Source organism: Rhodococcus ruber, assembly GCF_016804345.1.
GTDB classification, from domain to species: Bacteria; Actinomycetota; Actinomycetes; order Mycobacteriales; family Mycobacteriaceae; genus Rhodococcus; species Rhodococcus ruber.
The window spans coordinates 2,361,059-2,381,336 of the sequence record NZ_CP044211.1 but is presented as its reverse complement, the minus strand read 5'-3'; the positions used below and the strand labels follow the sequence as shown (position 1 = coordinate 2,381,336).

Sequence of the window (20,278 nt, the reverse complement as noted above, 5' to 3'; positions counted from 1 at the left end):
GGCCGGTGGGTCAGATCGGCGGGGTGGGCCGGCCCTGCATCGCCTCCCACACCCGGGACGGGGTCAGCGGCATGTCGGCGTGCCGCACCCCGAAGGGGCGCAGGGCATCGACGACGGCGTTGACCACGGCGGGCGGCGAGCCGACGGTCGCGGACTCGCCGATGCCCTTGGCGCCGATCGGGTGGTGCGGCGACGGGGTGACGGTGAACCCGGTCTCGAAGTGCGGCACCTCCATGGCCGTGGGGATGAGGTAGTCCATGAGCGAGCCGCCGAGGCAGTTGCCGTCCTCGTCGAACTCGATCATCTCCATCAGCGCCATCCCGATGCCGTCGACGAGTCCGCCGTGGACCTGGCCCTCGATGATCATCGGGTTGATGCGGGTGCCGCAGTCGTCGACGGCAAGGAATCGGCGGACCGTCACCTCACCCGTGCCGGGGTCGACGTCGACGACGCAGAAGTACGCCCCGTACGGGTAGGTGAGGTTCTCGGGGTTGTAGCAGATCTGGGCCTCGAGTCCGCCCTCGACACCCTCGGGCAGATCGCCGGCGCCGTGCGCCCGCATCGCGATGTCCTGGATGGTCACCGACGCGGTCGGATCGCCCTTGACGTGGAAGGAGCCCTTGGTCCAGTCGAGGTCGGCGACGGACACCTCGAGCATGCCGGAGGCGATGATCCGGGCCTTGTCGCGGACCTTGCGCGCGACGAGGGCGGCGGCCGCGCCGGAGACCGGGGTGGACCGGCTGCCGTAGGTGCCGAGACCGAACGGGGTGTTGTCGGTGTCGCCGTGCACGACGTCGATGTCCTCGGGTGGGATGCCGAGTTCCTCGGCGACGATCTGCGCGAACGTCGTCTCGTGCCCCTGGCCCTGGGTCTGCACGGACAGCCGCACCACCGCCTTGCCGGTGGGGTGCACGCGCAGCTCGCAGCCGTCGGCCATGCCGAGACCGAGGATGTCCATGTCCTTGCGGGGGCCGGCACCGACGGCCTCGGTGAAGAACGCCACGCCGATGCCCATCAGTTCGCCCCGCGCGCGGCGCTCGGCCTGCTCGCGGCGCAACTCCTCGTACCCGACCATCTCCGCCGCCTTGCGCAGGGTGGTCGCGTAGTCGCCGGAGTCGTACTTCCATCCGGTCTTGCTGGTGTACGGAAACTGTTCGGGCCGCAGCAGGTTCTGCAGCCGCAGCTGCACCGGATCGAGCTCGAGATCGTAGGCCAGGCAGTCCACGAGCCGCTCGACGAGGTAGACGGCTTCGGTGATGCGGAACGAGCACGCGTAGGCCACGCCGCCGGGCGCCTTGTTGGTGTAGACGGCGGTCATGTGGCAGTAGGCGGCCTCGATGTCGTAGCTGCCGGTGAACACCCCGAAGAAGCCGGCCGGGTACTTCACCGGGGCGGCGGTGCCGTTGAACGCGCCGTGGTCCGCGAGGACCTGGGTGCGGATCGCGAGGATCTTCCCCTCGCGGGTCGCTGCGATCTCACCGACCATCACGTAGTCGCGGGCGAAGCCGGTGCTCACCAGGTTCTCGCTGCGGTCCTCCATCCACTTGACCGGCTTGCCCGTGACGAGGGACGCGACGATCGCGCAGACGTACCCGGGATAGATGGGCACCTTGTTGCCGAACCCGCCGCCGATGTCCGGGGCGATCACCCGGATCTTGTGTTCGGGCAGACCCGCGACGAGGGCGTAGAGGGTGCGGTGGGCGTGCGGCGCCTGGCTCGTCGACCACAGCGTGAGCTTGCCGGTGATCCGGTCGTAGTCGGCCACGGCACCGCAGGTTTCCATCGGCGCCGGGTGCACCCGGGGATAGACCATCTCCTGCCGGGTGATCACGTCGGCCTTCGCGAACGCGGCTTCGGTGGCGGCGGCGTCCCCGGTCTCCCAGTCGAAGCAGTGGTTGTCGGTCTTGCCCTCGAGGTCGGTGCGGATCACCGGGGCCTCGGGTGCGAGGGCGCGACGGACGTCGACGACCGGATCGAGGATGTCGTACTCGACGTCGATGAGTTCGAGGGCGTCGCGGGCGGAGTACCGGTCCTCGGCGACGACGAAGGCGACCTCCTGGCCCTGGAAGCGGACCTTGTCGGTGGCGAGGACGGCCTGGACGTCGTTGGACAGGGTCGGCATCCAGGCCAGGCCCTTGTCCGCGAGGTCGGCGCCGGTGACGACGGCCCGCACCTTCGGGTGGGCCTGCGCGGCGCTGGTGTCGATGCCGAGGATCTTCGCGTGCGCGACCGGGGAGCGCAGGATCGCCAGGTGCAGCATGCCGGGTAGTTGCACGTCGTCGACGAAGCGGCCGTGGCCGCGGATGAATCGCGGGTCCTCCTTGCGCAGCATGCGGCCGTGGCCGCACGGCTTCTCGTCGTTGTCGACGGTGTCGAGCAGCTCGGGGGTCGGGTCGACGGCGGTCATGACGGCGCCTTCTCGGTGGCGGGGTGTTCGGCGGCCCAGCGGACGGACCGCACGATGGTGGTGTAGCCGGTACAGCGGCAGATCTGCCCGGAGATCGCCTCGCGGATGGTCTGCTCGTCGGGGTCCGGGTTGCGGTCGAGCAGGGCGCGGGCGGTGATCATCATGCCGGGGGTGCAGAAGCCGCACTGCAGCCCGTGGCAGCGCATGAAGCCCTCCTGGACGGGGTCGAGCACGCCGTCGCGCTCGAGTCCCTCGACGGTGCGCACGTCGTGGCCGCTCGCCATGGCAGCGAGCATGGTGCACGACTTGACGGGCTCGCCGTCGACCGCGACGACGCAGGTGCCGCAGTTGCTGGTGTCGCAGCCCCAGTGCGTGCCGGTCAGGCCGAGGTGATCGCGCAGGAAGTGGACGAGCAGCAGCCGCGGTTCCACCTCGGCACTGACCTCGTCTCCGTTGACGGTCATCGAAACACGCATCGGGTCAACCCCTTTCGGAGGTGGTGAGCCGCTCGACGGCGCGGCGCAGGGTCCGCACCGTGAGCTCCGCGGCGAGGTGGCGTTTGTAGTCGACGGTGCCGCGCTGGTCCGCGACCGGGTCGCTCGCGGCGGCGGCGAGTTCGCCGGCCTCGCGGTAGAGGTCCTCGGACGGCGTCGCGCCGCGCAGCCGGTCGGAGATGCCGGCCAGGGCCTGCGCGTCCGCCCGGACCGCGGTGAGGCCGACGCGCGCGTCGTCGATGGCGCCGTCGCTCATCCACACCGCCGCGCCGGCGGCGGCGATCGCCCAGTCCCCCGTTCGTCGCTCGACCTTGGCGTAGGCGCTCGACCCGCGGCCCCGTCGCGGCAGCCGGACCTCGACGAGCAGTTCGTTGGCGGCGGCGGTCGTCTCGTAGGGGCCCAGGTGGAACTCCTCCATCGTCAGCGTCCGGCTGCCGCGCGGACCGCGCAGCACGACCGATGCGTCGAGGACCTGGCACACGGTGGACAGGTCCTCGGCGGGGTCGGCCTGGCACAGCGACCCGCCGATCGTGCCGCGGTTGCGCACCACGGGGTCGGCGATAACGCGTTCGGCGTCGCGGAAGATCGGGAAGATCTCGGCGAGCGCCTCGTTTTCGAGGAGTTCGCGGTGCCGCGCCAGCGCGCCGATCCGCACGACGTCGGGCTCGACGGCGATGTAGCCGAGCTCGCCGGCCAGGTCGTTGATGTCGATCAGACACTCGGGGCCGGCGAGCCGCAGTTTCATCATCGGCAGGAGACTGTGCCCACCAGCGACGACTCGGGCTTCCTCGCCGCGTTCGTCCAGTAGAGCGATGGCGTGTTCGATGCCGGTGGCGCGCTCGTATTCGAAAGCCGAAGGTACTTGCATGTGGCATACCTCACATTTCAGCTACCTACGGAGTGTATGCCCGCGCTCGCGGCGCGACGGGTGGATTCGCCGCCCGATCGGGACGCACGCGCCCACCGCGCCGGCAGCGGCGGGGCCTCGGTCGGGCACGCACCGGCAAACAGTTAAGATTCTGGCCGCGCCTCCGTAGCTCAGCTGGATAGAGCAAGAGCCTTCTAATCTCTAGGTCGCAGGTTCGAGTCCTGCCGGGGGCACCGTGACACTGCCGGCCTCCGGCCGCGGTGACACTGCCGGCCTCCGGCCGGGGTCCAGTATCCGCGGCGTTCCCAGTCAGCCGCGGCCCCGATAGTCGCCGCGGTTGACTGGCGCCCGCGCGTCTGTGCCGGTCGCGGGCTGTGCGGTCACGCCGCGCGGGTGAGGCGTTCGGCGAGTTCCCAGAACCGCCGGGCCTGAGCGACGTCGTGGGACTGCGGGCTGGAGTCGATCTCGTGGCACTCGCCGAAGAACCGGCCGCCGATTCCGTCGAGCGACGGGTCGACGGCCATGAACACCAGCGAGTCGGTGGCCGCGTCGACGGACGTGGCGAACGGCATGTGCGGCAACACGTGCGCCATGAACAGCCGCATGAGACCGCGGGTGCTCGCCGCAGCGGTGGTGGGCACGAAACCGGGGCACACGGCGTTCGCGGTGATCGGACGCCCCTCGAGGCGGCGCTGGAGCTCGTAGGTGAACCACAGCACCGCCAGCTTCGAATTCTTGTACGCCCGATCGGGGTGGTACCCGTGCTCGAGCTGGACGTCGGCGAAGTCGAAGTCGACCGGCGCACCGCGGGATCCGGGCAGATGCAGCCGCGAGCCGACGGTGACGACGCGCGCGGCCTCGCTGCGTTCGAGTGCCGGTAGGAGCAGGCGGGTGAGCAGAAACGGGGCCAGGACGTTGACGGCCACCGTCTCCTCGTACCCGTCGACGGTGAGCCGGCGCTGCTTGCTCGTCTGCAGGATTCCGGCGATGTGGAACAGCACGTCGATCGGTGCGCCCCGCGCGGCTTCCGCGACGGCGAAGGAGCGGACCTGTTCGAGGGAGGACAGGTCCACCCAGCGGGGCTCGGCTCGCGCACCGGGATGCTCCCGCCGTATCGCCGCGACGGCGTCCTCCGCGGCAGCCCGGGTACGCGCGGTGAGCAGGACGTTGTGCCCTCGGGCGGCGAGCTTCCCGGCCGTGACCCGGCCGAGTCCCCGCCCTCCCCCGGTGATCAGCACGGTCTTGCTCACGTACCCGCGTCCTCCGTTCCGCTGCTGGACGTCCCCGCGGACGCCCGGCCGGCCGCGTGCACCCGCTCGCCGAGCCGGGCGAGGATCGGGCGCTGCCCCTTCACGAGCTTGACGTCCGCGACGGCGAGCGGGAACCAGCGGGCGTCGTCCACCTCGGGAAAGCTCTGCACCTTTTCGGACCGCGGCGGCCACTCCAGATCGAAGGTGTTGCTGCCCAGGAAGGCCAGCTCCGCGGCGGTCTCGGCGGCGTAGACGGTGACGATCTTCCCGGAGGGCTGCTTGAACCGCCCGAGCATCTCGTAGTCCACCGAGGGCGCGGGCATTCCGCATTCCTCCTCGAATTCCCGTAGCGCCACGGCGAACGGATCCTCGTCCTCGCCGTACACACCCTTGGGAATCGACCAGGCCGCCTCGTCCTTGCCGGTCCAGTACGGGCCGCCCGGATGCACGATCCACACCTCGAGCACACCGGCATCGTCGATCCGGTACAGCAGAATCCCGGCGCTCGTGACAGCCATCGATCCACCTTTCCGGCACCGGCCTGTGCGCCCGCACCCACACGGTAGTTCTTCCGGGCAGACTGAGACCCGGCAACCGTGCCCCCGAACCGGAAGGACCCAGCCGTGACCGATACGACCGGCGATCATCCCGTCACCGCCCGCGCGAACGGACCCGGCGTCGTGCTCGACCTGCCGGAAGGCCTCGGTGTCGCTCTCGACATCGCGCAGGCCCGAGCGCTACTGGACCAGCTGCAGGCGGCAATCGAGGAGGCCGAGCAGCTGGAGGTCTGATTCCGGACAGCGGTGCCGGTTCGGGCGAACGCCTGCGCGGCGGGTGTCCGCCGGTGATCATCGAGGGGCGGGTTCCGGCGGAGGACGCGACAGGCTGCCGGGACCGTTCCCGAACCGAAGGAGTCCTCGTGTCGAAGAAGGTCGCCCGCCGGGCCGCCGCCCTCGCCGGTCTGGTCGCCGCCCCGGTCGTCCTCGGTGCCACCGTGGGACCCGGGACCGCCGCTGCGGCGCCGTGGCGCATCGGTCCGCTCTACCGCGCCGAATTCGCGGGGCCGGAAGGCAGCGCCGTCTGCTCCAAGGCCGAGGCGTTCGATCGGTCCATCGGTGCTGTCGTCCTCGTGTCGTGTTCGTGGGATCCCGCGGCGAATGCCTGGTTCTACGTCGCCTTCAACCCGAGGACCTGGTCGTAGCCGACCCGACCGGCGGCGGGCCGCATCGAAACGGGCCTGCCCACCGGCGAGCACATCGTAGAATCGGGAAAACTCCTGTGGGCCTGTTCCGCAACGGCGCCGAGGGACAGACTGCCATGCACTCATCATCCGAGCCGAGCCGATGACCACCCCCACGGTCGAACCGCGTCCCCGTGACCGCCGGCTGTCGGAAATCCCGGACGCCCTGGCATCCCGGCACCAGGCGACCGCCATGCTGCGCACCCGCCGCTACGCCGTGTTCCTGGACTTCGACGGCACCCTCGCCCACCTCGCGGACGATCCCAGTGCGGCCACCCTCGTGGACGGCGCGGCGGAGGAGCTCGCCCGGCTCGCCCGGTACTGCCCGGTCGGCGTGATCAGCGGCCGCGATGTGGCCGACCTGCAGGCGCGGGTCGGCGTGCCCGGCCTCTGGTACGCGGGTAGCCACGGTTTCGAGCTCGTGGGTCCGGACGGCACGTACCACCGGCACGAGGCCGCCGATCGCGCGGTGCCCGACCTCGGGCAGCTCGCCGTCGCCCTCCGGGACAGCCTGGCCGCCGTGCCCGGCGTTCTGGTCGAGCCCAAGCGTTTCACCGTCGCCGTTCATCATCGCCACGTCGCCGGGGACCGGATGGATGAGGTCCTCGCGGCGGTGCGCGATGCGGCCGGCCGGGACGGCCCGCTGCGGGTCACGCACGGGCGCGGGGTCACCGAACTGCGCCCCGACGTCGAGTGGGACAAGGGACGGGCGGTGGCCTGGGTACTCGAGCACGTCCGCGGCGCAGGCGACCCCATGCCGGTCTACATCGGCGACGACCTCACCGGCGACGAGGCGTTCGGGGCCCTGACGTCGACCGGGATCGGCGTCGTCGTGCGCCACCCCGGGGAGGGTGACCGGCGGTCGACGGCCCAGTTCGCGGTCGACGGCCCGGACCGGGTTCGCGAGATCCTGCAGCGGCTGGCGGATCTGCTCGGCAGCGACCCGGGGATCGCGCCGCCCCCGGACGACGCCTGGACGATGTTCTTCGACGGTTACGACCCGTCCACCGAGAAGCTGCGCGAGGCCCTCTGCACGGTCGGCAACGGCTACTTCGCCACCCGCGGCTGCGCTCCCGAATCCCGGGCCGACGGCGTGCACTACCCCGGCACCTACGTGGCCGGCATCTTCAACCGGCTCGACGACGAGGTCTCGGGGAGCATCGTCGACCACGAGAGTCTGGTGAACCTGCCGAACTGGCTGCCGGTGACCTTCCGCGTCGACGGCGGGCAGTGGTTCGACCTCGACTCGGCCGAACTGCTCGACTACCACCAGTACCTCGATCTGCGCCGCGCCGTCCTCACCCGGCGGCTGCGTTTCCGCGACGCCGCGGGCCGCACCACCTCGGTGCGGCAGCGGCGGTTCGTCGCCATGAACGTCCCGCACGCCTGCGCCCTCGAGACGACGATCGCGGCCGAGGACTGGTCGGGCCGGCTCGAGATCCGTTCCCTGCTGGACGGCACGGTCCGGAACTCCCTCGTCGAGCGCTACCGCGCCCTCGCCGACGAGCACCTCGGGCCGCTGCAGGCCACCGCCCTGTCGGCCGACTCGGTGCTGCTGGCGGTGCAGACCAACCAGTCGCGGATCCCGGTGGCGATGGCGGCCCGGCACACGGTGTGGTGCGGCGGGGAACCGGTTGCGGCCGAGTGCCGGTTGGTCGACGGCGGCGACCGGATCGGACACGAGATCGTCGTCGACGTCGACCCCGACCGGGCCGTGACGCTCGAGAAGATCGTGACGGTGTTCACCGGACGTGACCCGGCGGTGTCCGAACCGGCCGACGAAGCCGCGCGGTGGCTCCCCCGGCTGGGCCGGTTCGACGAACTGCTCGACGGCCACGTGCTCGCCTGGGGATACCTGTGGGATCACCTGGGCATCGACTACGAGGGTCCGGGTCACGGCCACGCCCTGCGCGTCGTCCGGTTCCATCTTCTGCATCTGCTGCAGACCGTCTCCGCGAACACCACCGACCTCGACGTGGGCGTGCCGGCCCGTGGGCTGCACGGTGAGGCGTACCGCGGGCACGTCTTCTGGGACGAGCTGTTCGTGTTCCCGGTGCTCAACCTGCGGCTGCCCGCGCTGACCCGGTCGCTGCTGCGCTACCGCTACCGTCGCCTGCGGGAGGCGCGCCGGATGGCACGCGAAGCCGGGCACCGGGGCGCGATGTTCCCGTGGCAGTCGGGCAGCGACGGCCGCGAGGAGAGCCCGCAGCTCCACCTCAACCCCAGATCCGGGCGGTGGAACCCGGATCCGAGCCGGCGCCAGCACCACATCGGCATCGCGATCGCCTACAACGTGTGGCAGTACTACCAGGTCACCGGCGACCTGGAGTTCCTGATCGAGTACGGCGCCGAGATGCTCGTCGAGATCGCCCGCTTCTACGCCGACCTCGCGTCCTACGACGAGACTCGCGACCGGTACAGCATCCGGGGAGTCATCGGCCCCGACGAGTTCCACTCCGGCTACCCCGGCGCCCCGTACGACGGGATCGACAACAACGCGTACACCAACGTCATGTCGGTCTGGGTGATCCTGCGGGCGCTGGAGACACTCGACCTGCTCCCGCTGCAGATCCGCTCGTATCTGACCCAGGCGCTGGGGCTGCACGCGCAGGAGACGACACGCTGGGAGGACATCACACGCAAGATGTTCGTCCCGTTCCACGACCGTGTCCTCAGCCAGTTCGAGGGGTACGACGAGCTCGCCGAGCTGGACTGGGACGGCTACCGGCGCCGCTACGGCGACATCCAGCGACTCGACCGGATCCTCGAGGCCGAAGGCGACGACGTCAACTGTTACCGGGCGTCGAAGCAGGCCGACGTGCTGATGCTGTTCTATCTGCTGTCCGCCGACGAACTGCAGGAACTGCTCGAACGGCTCGGCTACCGGTTCCCGACCGAGGAGATCCCGCGGACCATCGACTACTACATGGCGCGAACCTCGCACGGCTCCACCCTGAGCGGGGTGGTCCATTCCTGGGTGCTGGCCCGAGCCCACCGGGACGAGGCCGTGGACTACTTCTACCAGGCGCTGAAGGCCGACATCGCCGACATCCAGGGCGGCACCACCATGGAGGGCATTCATCTCGCGGCCATGGCCGGCAGCGTCGACTTCTTGCAGCGGTGCGTCCCCGGCCTCGAAACCCGCGGCGGCCGGCTCGTGTTCTCCCCGCAGTGGCCCGAGCCGCTGGGCGCCCTGGAGTTCCCCATCTTCTACCGGGGTTACCGTCTTCGCCTGCGCATCAAAGGCAGAGAGGTCCAGGTGAGCGCGGGCCCCGGGAACCAGGCGCCGATCGAGATCGAATGCCGCGGCCGCGTCGCGCATCTGCAGCCGGGAGGCACGGTTCGCCTGAGCTAGTGCGACGACGGACCGCCCTGCGGCGCGCGACCGCGAACGTCGATCGCCACGGTTCCCGCGTGCAGGTCGAGGATCATCCGTTCGGTTTCCCCCGCGGCCGTGTCCGACCGCGACATCTGCCTGGAGCGGCCCTCGTCGATCACGTGCCGGTGCGAGGGCGAGAACAGCGCCTGCATCTCACCGAAAAGACCCGCGGCACCGGCTCCGTTCGCCGGTGGCCGATTCTTGCGCCAGTAGACCCAGCCTCGACGCTCCGCCCACAGCCCGAGCCGATCGAGCAGCAGCACGGCGACGACGAGCGCGACGGCACCTGCCAGCAGATACATGACTCTCCTCGGGGCGGCGGCCGACATGTCCGAGGATAGAGCGCCGAGTCCCGTCCACGCCCCGTCGGCGCCGCCCTCTCGGGACCAACGGCCCTGGAAAGGGCACGGTTCCGCGGTTCACGATGAGAACGAGCCCGCTCCCGCGGGCCGGGATCGGGAGGATGGGCCCGTGGATTCTGCTGCCTCGTATGTCCGGAAGCAGGCCGTCGTCACCGGCCTGGTGAACGTCGTCGTCAATCCACTGCTGGCGTGGGCGGGCAAGCGCGGCACGTCCTTCGTGCCGCTGTGGTCCGCGGACGGGATCGTCGTCGACATCGCGCTGACCGCGATCATCCTCTCCGTGCTCGTCGCCGGGTTCTCCGCCGCCGGGGTGCGTCGGGCGCTGCGCGGAGGGCTCGACGCAACCACCGCAGACGCCCCGCAGGCCGGTCGGTGGCTGTCGCGGTTGCCGTCCGGGACCTGGTCTCTGGGTCTGTCGCTCGGGGCGGCCGCCGCGGCCGTCTCCGTGCTCGCGATCTGGGTGCTGCACCTGCTCGGTGTGTCCGGGCTGTCGACGGGATGGTTCCTGGTACTGAAGGCCGTCTACGGCGGTGTCCTCGGCTACCTCGTCGCGCGCTGGGTGATGGTCCGGCAGCTGTCGGCGAATCGGACGGCGCAGCTCCCGAGGAGCAACAATGCCGGACGGTGACTCCACTGCGACCGACCGGCAGCTGCCGGTTTTCGAGCAACGGGTCGTACGCGCGCGGGTGGTCGACGCCCCCGCCGGGGACACGTTCGCCGCGATCCGCCGCATCGACTTCATGCGATCCCCGGTGATCGCCGCCCCCAATCTGGCCCGGATGGCCTTCGACGCCGTGCGCGCGCCGCGGCACCGGACGGTGCGGGCGCGCCGCGCGGTCCGTCTCGGGGACCTGATCGGTCCGCAGGGCGGCTTCGAGGTGGTCGCCGAGGAACCGGGGCGCGAACTCGTGCTCGGCTTCGTCGGCCGGTGGTGGGAGCCGGGGTACGGCCGTGTCGACTGGGATCCCGGCACGCCCCTGTCGAGCATCTCGGTTCCCGAATGCGGGGTCGGCACATGGAGTTTCACCGTTCTGCCGTACGGCGCGCAGACCTGCGTCCTGCTCACCGAGATCCGGGTGCACGGCACCGACGAAAAGGCCCGCAGACTCTTCCGCCGCTACTGGACGGCGGCCGGGCCGTTCGTGCGGGCCATGGCACGGCCGACTCTGTCGATGATCGCGGCCGAGGCCCGACGCTGACCGACGGCTCCACCGCGAACGTCGCGTCGGCAGAACCGGATACGAGCGTCCGCCGCCGTCCGCCCGCGCCGCTCAGGCCGAGCCGTCCGTCCGTTCGGCCTCGGGCGCGAGGGCGAAGTAGTTCTCCTCCTCCTGCACGAAGTGCAACCGCAGCAGCGCGTACAGCCCGTACAGGCAGGCGAGCAGGTCGTCGCACTGGTCCGGTCTCAGGCCGCCGCCGGAGTCGGCCTGCGCCAGGTGAGTGCGCAGGCGGCGGCTGAGCCGGTCGATCTCGGCGTGCATCCGGCTCATCGTCGCGGTCGCCTCTCCGCTGCCGAGCGGGACCGCGAGCGCCGGGTACAACTCGGCGTCCTCGGCCCGTTCGTGCGGAAGCAGCGTGTCGAACAGGAACGCATCGGTGCGGCGCAGCGCGGCATGAGCAGCCGGCAGATCACCGGAGGCGAGCAGCTGGGCGGTGTCGCGCAGGATCGCGAGGTCGTCCCGCAGCACATCGTGTTCGGCCGAGAACCGGTGCAGCATCGCCTCGGTGTCGTCGGGCAGGGCCAGCTCCCGGTCCCGGTCACCGCGCAGGGCACGCAGGGCGTTGAGGATGACCGCGACGTCGATGCCCTCCTGCAGCAACGCGCCCACCGCGGGCGGCAGGTATCCGAACGCGGCGAATCCCATGGCGACCAGCGACAGGCCCATGCCGACGACGGCGCTCTGCACGGCGATGCGCCGGGAGCGGCGGGCGATCTCCATCGCATCGGCGAGCCGGTCGAGCCGGTCGGTGGTGAGCACGATGTCCGCCGCCTCCGAGCTCGCCGTGGATCCGCGGGCACCCATCGCGACTCCGACGGTCGCCGCGGCGAGGGCCGGGGCGTCGTTGACACCGTCGCCGACCATCACCGTGACCGCCGCCTCCCGCTCGGCGCGGACGCCGTTGACCTTGTCCGCCGGGGTCTGCTCGGCGTATACGCCGTCGAGGCCGAGGACGGAGCCGATCTCCTCGGCCGGTTCGCGACGGTCGCCGGTGAGCATGACCAGCCGGTCCAGGCCGGCCGCGCGCAGCCGCCGCAGGGTGCGCGCGGCGTCGCGGCGCAGCGGGTCCACGAGCAGCAGGGCGCCGGCCAGAGCGTCGTCGACGGTGATCCAGGCGACGACGGCGCCGTCGAGGGCGGCACGGCTGAGCACCGCCCGCGCCCACCCCGGCGCGTCGTCGGGCAGGACCAGGCTGCCGACGGTGACGCGGCGGCCGTCGACGGTCGCGGCCACGCCGGTGCCGGCCTGCTCGGCGACGTCGGTGGGCAGCGACAGGACGAGCCCTCGCATCTTCGCCTCCTGCACGATGGCCTCGGCGAGCACGTGCGGGGAGAGCTGGTCGGCGGACGCCGCCAGGCGCAGCACCTCGGTGCCGTCGCCGCCGGGCGCGGTGACGATGTCGGTTCCGGCGGGCCGGCCGCTGGTGAGCGTGCCCGTCTTGTCCATCACGAGGGTGGTCGCGTGCCCGAGGTTCTCGAGTGCGCCGCCACTGCGGATCACCACCCCCAGTCGCGAGGCGCGGGAGAGGCCGGAGACGATCGCGACGGGCGCGGCGAGCAGCAGTGGGCACGGGGTGGCCACCACCAGCACGGCGACGGCGCGGGTGGCCGAGCCGCTGATCAGCCACGCGAGTCCCGCCGCCGTCAGCGACAGCGGCAGGAACCACGCGGCGACCCGGTCCGCGATCCGCACCACCGGGGCGCTCTCGGCGGCGGCCTCGCGGGCCAGGCGCACGATGCCGGCGTAGGTGCTGTCCTCGGCGGTGGCGCGGGCGTGGAGCTCGAAGGCGCCGCCGGCGGCGACGACGCCGCTGCGCACGGCCTCCCCGGTGCGGCGCTGCACGTGCATCGGTTCGCCGGTGAGGACCGACTCGTCGAGCACCGCGAGCTCGGAGGCGACCCAGCCGTCGACCGGCACCACCTCCCCCGGCCCCACGACCAGGGTGTCTCCGGGCACCACGTCGCCGAGCGGCACGACCTCCACCTCGTCGCCGACGCGGCGACGGGCGGTGTGCGGAGCGTGCTCGAGCAGGGCACGCAGGTCCTTGGTGGCACGACGTTCCGCGGCCGCGTCGAGGGCCTGCCCGGAGGCGAGCATCACGCCGATGAGCGCCCCGGCGACGTATTCGCCGACGAGCAGGGTGCCGACCAGGGACAGCACCGCGATCAGGTCCACCCCGACGCGTCCGCGCCGCAGCGCATCGATCACCCACCAGGTGGCGGGGACGATCGCGACGACGGTGCCGGCGATCCAGCACGCGTCGGCGACGGCGTGCGCGTCGAGAAGCCACGCGATGCCCCCGGCCGTCAGGGCGGTGAGGGTGACGGCGAGCAGCGTGGGTTCGAAGGCACGGCGAAGCTTCTCCCGCCGCGCGGATTCCGGTTGCGTCGCCACTGCCGCACTCTCCCGTTCCGCACCTGGGCCGTTGTGTCGACCTTCACCGTGCCACCCTCAGCCGTCGGCCGGTAGGGACGGAAGTCGGTCCCGGGTCGCCGTCCCGTCAGATCCCGCGTCCCGGGTTGAGGATCCCGGTCGGGTCGAACGCCGCCTTGACGCGGTGCATGAGGGCGCGCTCGACGGGGCCGACCTGTGTTTCGAGGTACAGCTGCTTGAGCACTCCGATGCCGTGCTCACCGCTGATCGACCCGCCGAGCGCCAGGCATTCGGCGACCATCTCGTCGAACGCCTGCCGGGCGCGTCGCGCGACGGCCTCGTCGGCGGCGTCGAACACGATGGTGGGGTGCAGGTTTCCGTCCGCCGCGTGCCCGAACGTGCCGATGAGCAGGTCGTGCCGCGCGGCGATCGCCTCGATGGCGGCGAGCATCTCGGGCAGCCGGGGCACGGGGACGGCCAGGTCGTCGAGCAGGGTGCTGCCACACCGCTCGAGCGCGGTGAGCGCCACCCGCCGCGCGGCCATGAATTCCTCCCCCTCGACCGGGTCGGCGGTGTCGTACACCTCCGTCGCGCCCGCCGCGGTGCAGGCCAGCGCGCACACCTGGGCCTCGGCGGCGGCGTCGCGCCCGTCGCACTGGACGAGCAGCAGCGCGCCGGCCGTGCGGTCGAGCCCCATGTGCGTCATGTCGTCGACGGCGGCGATGGTGGTCCGGTCCATCAGTTCGACGAGGCACGGTTCGGCCTGCTCACGGATGGCCAGGACCGCGGCGACGGCCTGCGCGGTGCCCGGGAAGCTCGCGACCACCGTGGCCGCCGCGGTTGCGGCGGCGCGCAGCCGCACCGTGGCCTCGACGATGACGGCGAGGGTGCCCTCGGAGCCGACGAGCAGTTGCGTGAGGTTCAGTCCCGCCACGTTCTTCCGGGTGGTGGCGCCGGTGTGGATGATCTGCCCGTCGGCGAGCACCGCCTTGATGCGGGCGACATGGTCGGCCGTGACGCCGTACTTCGCGCAGCAGGTGCCGCCGGCGTTGGTGGCGAGGTTGCCGCCGATGGTGGAGACGGCGCGGCTGCCGGGATCCGGCACGTACCACAACCCCCGCTCAGCGGCCGCGGCGGCAAGATCACCGTTGATCACGCCGGGTTGCACTGTGGCGGTGCGTGATTCGGTGTCGATGTCGAGGATGGCGTTCATCTTCTCGACACTGAGCACGATGCCGCCGTCGAGGGCGTTGGCCGCGCCCGCGAGGCCGGTGCCGGCGCCGCGGGTGACGACGGGGATGCCGTGCCGGTGCGCGACGGTCAGGGTGGCGACGACGTCGTCGGCGTCCCGGGCCCGGACCAGCGCGAGCGGCGTCCCGGCGGGCGTGAGCAGCGACTGGTCGCGCCGGTAGGCGAGCATCCGGTCCGGATCGGTGACGACGACGTCGCCGAGGGCGGCGACGAGTGCGGCAACGGCCTGCCCGGTGCCGGGGACAGAAGTTACGGCGCCGGCGTTCACGGGACCGTCCGATCGAGAACGGGGGTGGGCTGCCGGTAGGCGACGGCGAACCCGAGCGACCCGAGGCTCCAGTCGATCAGGCGGCACGGGACGACGGCCCCGGCCTGGCCGGTCACGGCCGACCAGGCGAGGGAACCGCCGGTCGGGTCGAGTGTCTGCTGGTCCATGAACGCCCTCTCGTCGTGAGGCCTGCTGCCGATCGCGAAGAATTGTCAGACAAGTACACAAGCGTGTCAAGGATGTATGTGCGGCGTCGTGCAAGAATGCAGGGATTCGTGCAGGTCCGTGCGGGTGCGCGGAGAGCCGGAAGGAGCGGAGCGTTGGCCGGACGCGTCGAAGCCCTGTCGATCGTCGACGCCCTCGCCCTCGAACTCCGCCGACGGGTCTTCGCCGGCGAGCTGACACACGAGGATGCGCTCACCGAGGCCGAGGTCTCGCGCGCCTACGAGGTCGCCAGGCCGACCGCCAAGGCGGCCATCGAGAAGCTCGTGGGCGAGGGTCTGCTGCAGCGCAGTGTCCACAAGACCGCCCGCGTGCCCCACCTGGGTCCCGACGACGTGCGCGACATCTACCGCACCCGAGCCCACCTGGAATCCGTGGTGTTGCGGGCGCTGGCCGAGACCCGCACGGTGCCGGCGGCGGCGTCGGCTGCCAATGCCGAGATCGCCGCCATGACCGAGGGGGACCCGCTCACCGTCGTCGATCCCGACATGCGCTTCCACGCCGCCCTGGTGGACGCGCTGGGCAGCCCGCGCACCAGCCGCATGTTCGGTTCGCTCGTGTCCGAGGTCCGGTTGTGCATGGTGCAGGTGCAGGGCAAACAACTGCTCACCACCGCGAGCATCGCCGCCGAACACCAGCAGATTCTCGACGCCGTCCTGGCCGGCGACGGCGAGGCGGCGGTCGAGGCGATCACCCGCCACCTCGGACGCGCACGGGAACGCCTCGTCGCCGCACTCGGCGGCAGCCCGGGTCCGGAAGCCACCCTCCCGGAGCCTGCGTAACCACCTCCCCCGCCGTGCCGGGCCGACGCCGCACGCATGTGGGTGCTCGCCACCCCTCTACGGGACCTCTCGTGGCTGCGCCTAGAATCAACGTGTTAACGCCATGTAACAGTCTCCTCACAGTCAGGTAGGTGAGCGTGTCGACCGCGGACCGCATTGCAGAGATCTACGAACAGGTGAAGGCGCGCAACGCCGGTGAACCCGAGTTCCATCAGGCAGCCGCCGAGGTGTTCGAGTCCCTGCACGTCGTTCTCGAGCGCCACCCCCGGTACTTCGAATCCGGACTCATCGAGCGGCTCACCGAACCCGAGCGGCAGATCATCTTCCGGGTGCCGTGGACCGACGACCAGGGCAACGTGCACGTCAACCGCGGCTTCCGGGTGCAGTACAACAGCGTGCTCGGTCCGTACAAGGGCGGCCTGCGCTTCCACCCGAGCGTCAACCTCGGCATCGTGAAGTTCCTCGGGTTCGAGCAGATCTTCAAGAACGCCCTCACCGGCCTGCCCATCGGCGGCGGCAAGGGCGGCTCGGACTTCGACCCCAAGGGACGGTCGGAGCAGGAGGTCATGCGCTTCTGCCAGTCCTTCATGACCGAGCTGCACCGCCACGTCGGCGAGTACACCGACGTCCCGGCCGGCGACATCGGCGTCGGCGGACGCGAGATCGGCTACCTGTTCGGCCAGTACAAGCGCCTGACCAACTCCTACGAGTCGGGCGTCCTCACCGGCAAGGGTCTGACCTGGGGCGGTTCGCAGGTGCGCAAGGAGGCGACCGGCTACGGCGTCGCCTACTTCGTGGCGGAGATGGCCAAGTCCGTGAACTCCTCGCTCGAGGGTCGCAAGGTCGTCGTCTCCGGGTCGGGCAACGTGGCGATCTACGCGATCCAGAAGGTGCACCAGCTCGGCGGCATCGCCATCGCCTGCTCCGACTCCTCCGGCTACATCGTCGACCAGAACGGCATCGACCTCGAGCTGCTCAAGGAGATCAAGGAAGTCCGTCGCGGCCGCATCAGCGAGTACGTCGACGAGCGTCCCGACGCGCAGTACTTCCCCGGTGGTTCGATCTGGGACGTGCCGTGCGACGTCGCGATCCCCTGCGCCACCCAGAACGAGCTGGACGAGACCGCCGCGAAGACCCTGGTGAACAACGGCGTGCGCGTCGTCGCCGAGGGCGCGAACATGCCCACCACCCCCGGCGGCATCGCGGTGTTCCGCGAGGCGGGCGTCGCGTTCGCCCCGGGCAAGGCCGCCAACGCCGGCGGCGTGGCGACCTCCGCCCTCGAGATGCAGCAGAACGCCTCCCGCGACTCGTGGCACTTCGACTACACCGACGAGCGCCTCGCCGGCATCATGCGCGACATCCACCAGAACTGCGTGGACACCGCCGCCGAGTACGGCAAGCCCGGTGACTACGTCCACGGCGCCAACATCGCCGGCTTCGTGAAGGTGGCCGACGCGATGTTCGCGCTCGGCGTCATCTGACCCGAACCCTCGCCGTCTCTGCGTTCTCGGATCGGTCCGTGTGCTACACCTGCCCGCCGGAAGGCTCGGACGACGGACCCGCTCCGCGCTCGTCGTCGGCGCCGGCCTTGCGGGCGGCTTCGCGCATCTCGATGCCGTCGCTGATCCAGTCCCCGATTTCGCGGGTGACCTCCCGGACCGCGCCGGTGATGATGCCGGCGATATTGCCGACGTGCGTCGCCGCGGATTCGGTCAGTTCCTGAAACGTGTCCTTGTTGCGTTCGAACCTACCCACCATGGCGGTACCCCCTTCAGGCGCTGTCGTGGGCGAGGGTACCCGCGACCGGCACGCTGCGCTCGATGAGCACCGACGTCGTGGGCTCCTCCGTGACCCAACTCGGCGGCAGGGCCAGCTTCACGATCTTGCGCCACACCGAACCGACCTGGGCGAGCAGTCCGCCGGTGTTGTAGGGCAGGCCGTGCCGTTCGCACAGCTCCCGCACCTGGGGTGCCAGCTCCGGGTACCGGTGCGCCGGCAGGTCCGGGAACAGGTGGTGCTCGATCTGGTGCGAGAGGTTGCCGGACATGATGTGGAACAACGGCGTGCCGGTGATGTTCGCGCTGCCGAGCAACTGGCGCACATACCATTCGCCGCGGGTCTCGTGCGCGGTCTCCTCCTCGGTGAAGGACTGCACCCCCGACGGGAAGTGCCCGCAGAAGATGATGGAGAAGGCCCACACGTTGCGGACGAGGTTCGCGGCGACGTTGCCGAGCAGCGTCGGCACGAACATCGGCCCGGACAGCAGCGGGAAGGCGACATAGTCCTTGACCACCTGGCCACGCGCCTTGCGCCACCAGCCCCTGGCGAGCGGGATCACGTCGCGCCAGCTCCGTTTGCCGGCGACCACGTTCTCGACCTCGGCGTCGTGCAGCATCACGCCCCACTCGAACAACAGCATCAGTGCCGTCGCGTAGACGGGATTGCCGAGGTAGTACGGGTGCCAGCGCTGCGCCGGGTCCATCCGCAGGATGCCGTAGCCGACGTCGCGGTCCATGCCGAGGATGTTGGTGTAGGTGTGGTGCAGGAAGTTGTGCGAGTGCCGCCACTGGTCGGCGGGACATACGGTGTCCCACTCGAAGTTGCGGGAGTTCAGTTCCGGTTCCCGCATCCAGTCGTACTGGCCGTGCATCACATTGTGGCCGATCTCCATGTTGTCGAGGATCTTCGACACACTCAGCGCCGCCACGCCCGCCACCCAGGCCGGCGGCAGGAAGCCCATGAACAACAGTGCGCGACCGGCGATCTCGAAGCGTCGCTGCGTCCCGACGATGCGATAGATGTACTCACGGTCGGCCGCGCCGAGCGAGGCGACGGTGCGTTCGCGCAGCGCGTCGAGTTCGCGGCCGATCTCCTCGACCTGCTCGCGGCGCAGCACGACCGGTGCCGGGTCGGGTTCGCGACGGCCGGCCAGGAATGCGGGAAGGGGAAGGGACAAACCGAACATGCTGTCCTCCAGGTGTTTCGATGGGGTCAAAGGTCGAAGGCCGCGTCGCCGAGGGGGACGTTGACGCAGATCTGCACCTCGGCGCCGGGCTCGTCGTCCGTCTCGCCGGTGCGCACGTCGCGGGTGCAGCCGGACAGCCGGGTCACCGTACAGGAGTGGCAGATTCCCATGCGGCAGCCGTGCTGCGGGGTGAGTCCGGCCGCCTCGGCCTGCTCGAGGGCGGTGACGCCGCTGTTGTCGGCGCGGATCCCGGAGGCGGCGAAGGTCACGGTGCCGCTCGCGTCGTCGTCGCGGACCACCGCGGGCGGCGTGAACTGCTCGGTGTGCAGCAGATGCGTGGCGTCGGCGTCACCGTAGACCGCCCGCACGCCGTCGACGAGGGCTGCCGGGCCGCAGACGTAGGCGGGCGCGCCGGCGAACCAGGGTGCGACCTGCTCGAGGTGGTCCCGCTCGAAGTGGCCTCGCACGGCACCGTCCGCCGCCCGGGTGTAGCCGAAGGTCACGTCGATACCGGGGTGGGCGTCGGCCAGGGATTCGATGGCCTCCCGGTGCGGCACGTGCGCGGCGGTCGGCGCGTAGTGCAGGAAGGCGACGGTCCCGGAATGGCCCTCGTCGGCGAGGGTGCGCAGCATCGACAGCACCGGAGTGATGCCGCTGCCGCCGCTGACGAGCACGAGCCGGTCCGGCCGCTGCGCCGGCAGGCAGAACTCGCCGGCGACGGCCGCGAGGTCGACGACGTCGCCCGCGGCGGCGTTCTCGTGCAGGTGCCGTGAGACGACACCGTCCGGCCGCACCCCGACGGTGAGCTGAATGCGCCCGTCGGGGCGATGCTGGGAACCGACCGGCGAGTAGGTGCGGCTGTGCCGCACGCCGTCCACCACCACGCCGAGTTGCACGTGCTGGCCGGCCCGGAACTCGAGGGGCCGGGCCGGATGCAGCTCGAGCGTCACCGACCCGGGGACGGTTCGGTCAACGTGCGTGATCCGGGCCCGGGTGCGCTGCACGGCCAGGAGAGGATCGGCCAGTTCGAGGTACCGGTCCGGGTGATGCGGGGCGGAGAGCACGTTCAGCGCCTTGATCAGGGCTTTTCGTCCGATATCCGGCCCCGCGGCGCGTCGGGCGCGATGAAGCAGTGTCATGGCGTCGCTCCTCTCGAGCGAGTCTCCAATTTCAGTGTACAAACGTGCACTGAACTCA

The 20,278-nt window shown here is 70.9% G+C and carries 19 protein-coding genes and 1 tRNA gene; 8 read left to right on the top strand and 12 right to left on the bottom strand.

Features of this window, described 5'->3' with window-relative positions; all coding sequences use genetic code 11:
• Positions 1–10 precede the first annotated feature (10 nt).
• Genes F1734_RS11170 through F1734_RS11160 form a run of 3 tightly spaced genes read right to left on the bottom strand, consistent with a single transcriptional unit; the run spans position 11 to position 3,769 of the window.
• A complete protein-coding gene (locus F1734_RS11170; RefSeq protein ID WP_040271682.1) occupies positions 11–2,407 on the bottom strand; it encodes an aerobic carbon-monoxide dehydrogenase large subunit in 2,397 nt (798 codons plus the stop codon).
• Positions 2,404–2,883 carry a (2Fe-2S)-binding protein gene (locus F1734_RS11165; protein ID WP_003936856.1) on the bottom strand — a complete coding sequence of 160 codons (480 nt, stop codon included), beginning with the start codon at positions 2,881–2,883 and terminating at the stop codon, positions 2,404–2,406. The genes F1734_RS11170 and F1734_RS11165 overlap by 4 nt, the downstream gene beginning before the upstream one ends.
• Before the next feature lie 4 nt (positions 2,884–2,887).
• Positions 2,888–3,769 carry an FAD binding domain-containing protein gene (locus F1734_RS11160; RefSeq protein WP_040271681.1) on the bottom strand — a complete coding sequence of 294 codons (882 nt, stop codon included), beginning with the start codon at positions 3,767–3,769 and terminating at the stop codon, positions 2,888–2,890.
• Positions 3,770–3,928: 159 nt separating this feature from the next.
• Here F1734_RS11160 and F1734_RS11155 point away from each other — a divergent pair.
• Positions 3,929–4,002: transfer RNA gene (locus F1734_RS11155), tRNA-Arg, on the top strand.
• Positions 4,003–4,149: 147 nt separating this feature from the next.
• On the opposite strand, the gene F1734_RS11150 is transcribed toward F1734_RS11155, so the two are convergent.
• Both F1734_RS11150 and F1734_RS11145 read right to left on the bottom strand, forming a co-directional pair.
• A complete protein-coding gene (locus F1734_RS11150; RefSeq protein WP_006554821.1) occupies positions 4,150–5,019 on the bottom strand; it encodes an SDR family NAD(P)-dependent oxidoreductase in 870 nt (289 codons plus the stop codon).
• Positions 5,016–5,537, bottom strand: a complete 522-nt coding sequence (locus F1734_RS11145) for an NUDIX hydrolase (protein ID WP_006554822.1) — start codon at positions 5,535–5,537, stop codon at positions 5,016–5,018. The genes F1734_RS11150 and F1734_RS11145 overlap by 4 nt, the downstream gene beginning before the upstream one ends.
• A 105-nt stretch (positions 5,538–5,642) precedes the next feature.
• Between F1734_RS11145 and F1734_RS11140 the strand changes: the two genes are divergently transcribed.
• The 3 genes from F1734_RS11140 (at position 5,643) to otsB (ending at position 9,614) form a co-directional block, all read left to right on the top strand.
• Positions 5,643–5,810 carry a hypothetical protein gene (locus tag F1734_RS11140; protein ID WP_017681093.1) on the top strand — a complete coding sequence of 56 codons (168 nt, stop codon included), beginning with the start codon at positions 5,643–5,645 and terminating at the stop codon, positions 5,808–5,810.
• Positions 5,811–5,938: 128 nt separating this feature from the next.
• On the top strand, positions 5,939–6,220 hold the full coding sequence (locus tag F1734_RS11135) for a hypothetical protein (RefSeq protein ID WP_026137847.1): 282 nt from the start codon (positions 5,939–5,941) through the stop codon (positions 6,218–6,220).
• Positions 6,221–6,362: 142 nt separating this feature from the next.
• Positions 6,363–9,614, top strand: coding sequence for a trehalose-phosphatase (gene otsB, locus F1734_RS11130; RefSeq protein WP_203011669.1), 3,252 nt, complete (start codon positions 6,363–6,365; stop codon positions 9,612–9,614).
• Here the strand turns inward: otsB and F1734_RS11125 are convergent.
• Positions 9,611–9,940 carry a DUF6191 domain-containing protein gene (locus F1734_RS11125; RefSeq protein ID WP_006554824.1) on the bottom strand — a complete coding sequence of 110 codons (330 nt, stop codon included), beginning with the start codon at positions 9,938–9,940 and terminating at the stop codon, positions 9,611–9,613. The genes otsB and F1734_RS11125 overlap by 4 nt on opposite strands.
• Before the next feature lie 169 nt (positions 9,941–10,109).
• Here F1734_RS11125 and F1734_RS11120 point away from each other — a divergent pair, with 169 nt between their 5' ends.
• Together F1734_RS11120 and F1734_RS11115 are read left to right on the top strand one after the other, a co-directional pair.
• Positions 10,110–10,628 (top strand): hypothetical protein, encoded by a 519-nt coding sequence (locus F1734_RS11120; protein WP_010596356.1) that lies wholly within the window; start codon positions 10,110–10,112, stop codon positions 10,626–10,628.
• Complete coding sequence (locus tag F1734_RS11115) at positions 10,615–11,199, top strand: hypothetical protein (protein WP_059174773.1); 585 nt, start codon at positions 10,615–10,617, stop codon at positions 11,197–11,199. Before F1734_RS11120 ends, F1734_RS11115 begins: the two co-directional genes overlap by 14 nt.
• 72 nt (positions 11,200–11,271) lie before the next feature.
• On the opposite strand, the gene F1734_RS11110 is transcribed toward F1734_RS11115, so the two are convergent.
• The 3 genes from F1734_RS11110 to F1734_RS11100 form a co-directional block, all read right to left on the bottom strand.
• The gene (locus tag F1734_RS11110) at positions 11,272–13,614 is read right to left on the bottom strand and encodes a heavy metal translocating P-type ATPase (RefSeq protein ID WP_203011663.1); all 2,343 of its coding nucleotides are present in this window, start codon (positions 13,612–13,614) and stop codon (positions 11,272–11,274) included.
• A gap of 106 nt (positions 13,615–13,720) precedes the next feature.
• The gene (locus tag F1734_RS11105) at positions 13,721–15,112 is read right to left on the bottom strand and encodes an FAD-binding oxidoreductase (RefSeq protein WP_203011662.1); all 1,392 of its coding nucleotides are present in this window, start codon (positions 15,110–15,112) and stop codon (positions 13,721–13,723) included.
• Positions 15,109–15,279, bottom strand: a complete 171-nt coding sequence (locus tag F1734_RS11100) for a hypothetical protein (RefSeq protein WP_017681087.1) — start codon at positions 15,277–15,279, stop codon at positions 15,109–15,111. The genes F1734_RS11105 and F1734_RS11100 overlap by 4 nt, the downstream gene beginning before the upstream one ends.
• Before the next feature lie 153 nt (positions 15,280–15,432).
• On the opposite strand from F1734_RS11100, the gene F1734_RS11095 reads away from it, so the two are divergent.
• Positions 15,433–16,116, top strand: a complete 684-nt coding sequence (locus F1734_RS11095) for a GntR family transcriptional regulator (protein ID WP_064066577.1) — start codon at positions 15,433–15,435, stop codon at positions 16,114–16,116.
• Positions 16,117–16,253: 137 nt separating this feature from the next.
• Positions 16,254–17,597 carry an NADP-specific glutamate dehydrogenase gene (gene gdhA / locus F1734_RS11090; RefSeq protein ID WP_048773892.1) on the top strand — a complete coding sequence of 448 codons (1,344 nt, stop codon included), beginning with the start codon at positions 16,254–16,256 and terminating at the stop codon, positions 17,595–17,597.
• A gap of 43 nt (positions 17,598–17,640) precedes the next feature.
• On the opposite strand, the gene F1734_RS11085 is transcribed toward gdhA, so the two are convergent.
• Genes F1734_RS11085 through F1734_RS11075 form a run of 3 tightly spaced genes read right to left on the bottom strand, consistent with a single transcriptional unit; the run spans position 17,641 to position 20,220 of the window.
• Positions 17,641–17,874 (bottom strand): hypothetical protein, encoded by a 234-nt coding sequence (locus F1734_RS11085; RefSeq protein ID WP_017681084.1) that lies wholly within the window; start codon positions 17,872–17,874, stop codon positions 17,641–17,643.
• 13 nt (positions 17,875–17,887) lie between these two features.
• The gene (locus F1734_RS11080; RefSeq protein WP_203011659.1) at positions 17,888–19,081 is read right to left on the bottom strand and encodes a fatty acid desaturase family protein; all 1,194 of its coding nucleotides are present in this window, start codon (positions 19,079–19,081) and stop codon (positions 17,888–17,890) included.
• 26 nt (positions 19,082–19,107) lie between these two features.
• Positions 19,108–20,220 carry a ferredoxin reductase gene (locus F1734_RS11075; RefSeq protein WP_203011651.1) on the bottom strand — a complete coding sequence of 371 codons (1,113 nt, stop codon included), beginning with the start codon at positions 20,218–20,220 and terminating at the stop codon, positions 19,108–19,110.
• Positions 20,221–20,278: the final 58 nt, after the last annotated feature.